Source organism: Pseudomonas sp. SDO5522_S412 (assembly GCF_054071215.1).
In genome coordinates this window covers 1-5,118 of sequence record NZ_JBSVWQ010000324.1, presented here as the reverse complement: position 1 = coordinate 5,118, position 5,118 = coordinate 1, and the positions used below count along the sequence as shown (strand labels likewise).

Sequence of the window (5,118 nt, the reverse complement as noted above, 5' to 3'; positions counted from 1 at the left end):
GCGGTGTATCAGTCGACATCTCCGGTGACTGACACGCCGCCTTCGCGAGCAAGCCCGCTCCCACATTTAGTTTTGTATAAGGCTCAACTCCCGCATCCGCTGAAGCACCGCATTCAACCCATTGCTGCGCGACGGCGATAACTGCCGCGACAGGCCCAGTTGCTCAAACCAGCCGGGCAAGTCGACGGCTTGCAGTTCGGCGGCAGACACACCGTTGACCCGCGCCAGCAACAACGCCACCAGCCCGCGTATCAGCCGTGCATCGCTGCTGGCGGCAAACTGCCAATGTCCATCCTGCAAGCGCCCCACCAGCCACACCAGGCTTTCACAGCCCTGCACCAGGTTGACGTCTACCTTGTCTTCGTCCGGCAAGGCGGGCAGCCGCTCGCCCCATTGCATCAGCAGGCGGGCTCGTTGCTCCCAACTGCCGACTGCCTGGAACGCTTCCAGCGCGACAACGGCCTCAGTCGGCAAGCTCATCGCAACATATCCAGGGCTTGATCCAGCGCTTCAAAAAAGCGCTCCAGGTCATCGGAGTCGTTGTACAGCGCCAATGACACCCGAATCGCCCCCGACAATCCCATCTGCTTGAGCAGCGGCATCGCACAATGATGGCCGGCGCGCACCGCAATCCCTTGTTCGGTCAGCAAGTGGGCGAGGTCGGCGTTGTGCACGCCTTCCACCACGAAGCTGGCCAGGGCGACGTGCGGCGACCCCAGCAAGCGCACGCCATTGCGCGCTTGCAAGCCACGCAACAGGTAGTCGTGCAGGGCGGCTTCGTGAGCCGTCACCGCCTGCTGGTCCAGGGAACTCAGGTAATCCAGGGTTGCCCCCAGGCCGATCACGCTGGCGATCGGCGGAGTCCCGGCTTCGAAACCGAGGGGCGCCGGGCGGAAACTGGCGCTTTGATAATCAGCCTGCTGCACCATCTCGCCCCCAAACTGCCAGTGGCGCAGGTGATGCAGGGCTTCGGTGCGGCCATACAGCACGCCGACGCCGTCCGGCCCATAGAGTTTATGGCTGGAAAACACGTAGAAGTCGCAGCCCAGGGCCTGCATATCATGGCGACCATGCACGATGCCCTGGGCGCCATCGACCACCGTCAGTGCATCGTGGGCCTTGGCCAGCGCCAGCAGTTGCGGCAACGGCTGCCAGGCGCCAAGTACGTTGGACAGTTGGCTCACCGCCAGCAGGCGGGTGCGCGGGCCGATCAGTTGGGCGGCGGCTTGCAGGTCGATCAAGCCGCCAGCGTCAAGCGGCAGTACCACCAGCGCCAGCTCGCGACGCTTGGCCAGTTGCTGCCACGGCAGCAGGTTGGCGTGGTGCTCCAGGGCGCTGATGACAATCTCGTCGCCCGGGTTGAATAGGTGCTCAAGGCCATAAGCCAGGAGGTTCAGAGCCGATGTCGCGCCGTGGGTGAAGATGATTTGCCCCTCGTCACCGACGTTCAGCCACTGTGCCACCTTGCTGCGACTGTCCTCGAAAGCCTGGGTCGCGTGGGCGCCCGGCAAATGCTGGGCACGGTGCACATTGGCTGCGCCATTGGCGTAGTAATGGCTGATGGCGTCCAGCAGGGCTTGAGGTTTTTGCGTGGTGGCGGCGTTGTCCAGATAGGTCTGGTCTTGCCGTTGCAGGGTGGCGATGGCCGGAAAATCGGCGCGCCAGGGAGAGGGCACAAGCATGGTGATCAAGACTCGTATAAACGGCCCGCACCGGTCAGGCGCGGGCCGTTAGTGGCATCGAGTCGCTGCTTAGTTGTGAGCGTGCAGCGCTGCGTTCAGTTCGATGGCCGATTTGTGGGTTTTGCACTCCACGGCACCGGTCTCGGAGTTGCGGCGGAACAGCAGGTCCGGTTGGCCGGCCAGCTCGCGGGCCTTGACCACCTTGACCAGCTGGTTCTGCTCGTCCAGCAGCGCAACCTTGGTGCCGGCGGTCACGTACAGGCCCGACTCCACGGTGTTGCGGTCGCCCAACGGGATACCGATACCGGCGTTGGCGCCGATCAGGCAGCCTTCGCCGACCTTGATCACGATGTTGCCGCCACCCGACAGGGTGCCCATGGTGGAGCAACCGCCGCCCAGGTCCGAACCCTTGCCGACGAACACGCCAGCCGACACGCGGCCTTCGATCATGCCCGGGCCTTCGGTACCGGCGTTGAAGTTGACGAAACCTTCGTGCATCACGGTGGTGCCTTCGCCTACGTAGGCGCCCAGGCGGATGCGCGCGGCATCAGCGATACGCACGCCGCTCGGCACCACGTAGTCGGTCATCTTCGGGAACTTGTCCACCGAGAACACTTCCAGCAGGTCGCCACGCAGGCGCGCTTCCAGTTGACGCTCGGCCAGCTCATTGATGTCGATTGCGCCCTGGCTGGTCCAGGCCACGTTCGGCAACTGCGGGAACACACCGGCCAGGCTCAGGCCGTGAGGCTTGACCAGGCGATGGGACAGCAGGTGCAGCTTGAGGTAGGCCTCAGGCGTGGAGGTCAGTGCGGCGTCTTCGGCCAGCAGGGTGGCGACCAGCGGCGTGTGGCTTTCAGCCAGGCGGCTCAACAGGGCGGCTTGGGCAGCGTCGACGCCCTTGAGCGCGTCAGCCAGTTGCAGGGCCTGGGTGACGGTGAAAGTGATCGCCTGGTTGCCTTCGGTGTAACCGAGGATCGGCGCGATGGCCGCGATGATTTCAGCCGATGGATTGAGCAGCGGTTGTGCGTAAAACACTTCCAGCCAAGCACCTTGGCGGTTCTGAGTGCCGACGCCGAAGCCCAGGCTGAACAGGGAATTGGACATGCTGTTACCTCTACAGAAATGGAGTGGGCTGGCCTACTTGAGGGCCGCCGAATAGCTATCTGGCTTGAAGCCAATCAGGGTTTTGTCACCGAGATCAAGCACCGGGCGCTTGATCATCGAGGGTTGCGCGAGCATCAATTCAATGGCTTTCGCTTGGTCGAGATCGGCTTTGCGTTCGTCTTCGAGTTTGCGAAAGGTGGTGCCCGCACGGTTCAAAACCACCTGCCAACCGTGCTCATTGCACCATTGGGTCAAGTGTTCGCGGTCGATACCGGCCGTCTTGTAGTCATGAAACTCATACTGGATAGCGTGCTCATCGAGCCAGGTGCGCGCCTTTTTCATGGTGTCGCAGGCTTTGATGCCGAAAAGGTGCAACGTTTTGCTTGAAGCGGTCAAGGAATTGCCCCCCTTTGGGCTCACGCAGATTAAAGGTCACGGATTATGCCATGGCCAGCGGCTTTCGGCGCCGCTCGTCACACTTACGTTTTGCTCGTGTGCGACTTTTGTGCAAAGGCCATCGCGCAGCATAGGCGGCTAATATGGCACTTCAACGGCGAGTTGTTGCCTGATGTGTGTTGTTGCAAGTTGATTGTCTGGGAATCCCGCGTTATGCAAACCGCCTACACCGTACTTATCCTGCTGATGCTGGTCAGCGTTTCGCGCCTTGTCGGGCGTGTGATCCCACTGCCGTTACCACTCGTGCAGATCGCCGCCGGTGCGTTGCTGGCCTGGCCGACCCTGGGGCTGCATGTCGCCCTGGACCCTGAGTTGTTTCTTTTCCTGTTTCTGCCGCCGCTGCTGTTCTCCGATGGCTGGCGCATGCCCAAGCGTGAATTGTGGCGCCTGCGCGGGCCGATCCTGACGCTGGCGGTGGGGTTGGTGCTGTTTACGGTGGTGGGGGCCGGTTACTTCATTCACTGGTTGTTGCCGAGTATTCCCCTGCCGGTGGCCTTCGCCCTGGCGGCCGTGTTGTCGCCGACGGATGCCGTGGCGGTGTCGGCCATTTCCCAGAACCGCTTGCCGACGCCACTGATGCACATGCTCCAGGGCGAGGCGTTGATGAATGATGCCTCGGGCCTGGTGACCTTCAAGTTCGCCCTGGCGGCGGCACTGACCGGCGTGTTCTCGCTGGCGGATGCGAGCCTCACCTTTGTGCTGGTGGCCGTGGGTGGCCTGGCGGTCGGTGTGGCGTTGAGCTGGCTGGTGGGCCGCCTGCGTGCCTGGATGATCGCCCGGGGCTGGGACGACCCGGCGACGCACGTGGTGTTCATGTTGTTGCTGCCATTCGCCGCCTACGTGCTGGCGGAACGCCTTGGCGCCTCGGGCATCCTGTCGGCGGTGGCTGCGGGCATGATGCAAAGCTGGCTCGACCTGCTGCCGCGCCAGACCAGCACCCGGTTGCTCAACCGCAGCGTCTGGTCGCTGCTGGAGTTTGCGTTCAACGGCTTGATCTTTCTGCTGCTGGGCCTGCAACTGCCTGACATCATCAAGGCGGTGGTCAGTCACGAGCCGACGCTGTGGCCGACCTTGTTGTATCGCTGCCTGGACGTGATCGCGATTTTCCTGGTGCTGGTGGTGTTGCGGTTTATCTGGGTGCAAAGCATCTGGCGACTGTCGGGTTTATTGCGCCGGATTCGTGGGAAAAGTGAGCTGACGCTGGTGCCCACCGCGCGGTCCTGCTGGTTGCTGACCGTCGGTGGCGTACGCGGTGCCGTGACCCTGGCGGGTGTGATGTCGGTACCGTTACTGCTTGCGCCGGGGCAGGATTTTCCCGAGCGCGACCTGCTGATCTTCATCGCCGCCGGTGTGATCCTGCTGTCGTTGGTCGCGGCCTGCATCGCTTTGCCGCTGCTGTTGCGCGGCATCGAGAAGAGCCCGGATGAGAAACGCCACAATGAAGTGCGCGAGGCCTGGAAGAAGACCGCCGTGGCTGCTATCCATGCCCTGGAAGCCGAAGAACCCGCTGAAGCTGCACCCCAGGATGCCGCCCAGGCAGCCTTGGCCACCGAGCTCAAGGCGCGGTTGATGTCGGAGTATCGTCATCAACTGGAAGTGTTCAACGATTCGGCCGAAGCCCAGGCGCTGGCGTTGCAGATGGATCAACTGGAGCGCAAGTTGCGGCTCAAGGCCCTGCGGGCGCAGCGTCTGGAGCTGTATAGCCTGAGCCGTCACCATCAGATTGGTGATGATGTGCTACGGGAGGTGTTGGCGGATCTGGATATGAGCGAGGCGAATCTGGGTCATATCAAATAACACCGCGGTGCTTGCTTGTGGCGAGGGAGCTTGCTCCCGCTGGGCTGCGTAGCGGCCCCAAAAAAGCGGGAGCGCTGCG

5 protein-coding genes are annotated in these 5,118 nt (G+C 62.7%); 1 reads left to right on the top strand and 4 read right to left on the bottom strand.

The window, feature by feature from the left end; all coding sequences use genetic code 11:
• Nucleotides 1-66: 66 nt before the first annotated feature.
• From ACW9I6_RS30660 to ACW9I6_RS30645, 4 genes are all read right to left on the bottom strand, one after another.
• Nucleotides 67-480, bottom strand: coding sequence for a SufE family protein (locus ACW9I6_RS30660; protein ID WP_003219344.1), 414 nt, complete (start codon nt 478-480; stop codon nt 67-69).
• Complete coding sequence (locus ACW9I6_RS30655) at nt 477-1,682, bottom strand: aminotransferase class V-fold PLP-dependent enzyme (protein ID WP_008432246.1); 1,206 nt, start codon at nt 1,680-1,682, stop codon at nt 477-479. Before ACW9I6_RS30655 ends, ACW9I6_RS30660 begins: the two co-directional genes overlap by 4 nt.
• Before the next feature lie 69 nt (nt 1,683-1,751).
• Nucleotides 1,752-2,786 carry a 2,3,4,5-tetrahydropyridine-2,6-dicarboxylate N-succinyltransferase gene (gene dapD / locus ACW9I6_RS30650; protein WP_003219342.1) on the bottom strand — a complete coding sequence of 345 codons (1,035 nt, stop codon included), beginning with the start codon at nt 2,784-2,786 and terminating at the stop codon, nt 1,752-1,754.
• Nucleotides 2,787-2,819: 33 nt separating this feature from the next.
• Nucleotides 2,820-3,182, bottom strand: coding sequence for an ArsC family reductase (locus ACW9I6_RS30645; protein ID WP_003219341.1), 363 nt, complete (start codon nt 3,180-3,182; stop codon nt 2,820-2,822).
• Nucleotides 3,183-3,395: 213 nt separating this feature from the next.
• Between ACW9I6_RS30645 and ACW9I6_RS30640 the strand changes: the two genes are divergently transcribed.
• On the top strand, nt 3,396-5,039 hold the full coding sequence (locus ACW9I6_RS30640) for a Na+/H+ antiporter (protein ID WP_003219338.1): 1,644 nt from the start codon (nt 3,396-3,398) through the stop codon (nt 5,037-5,039).
• The last annotated feature ends 79 nt before the right edge of the window (nt 5,040-5,118 follow it).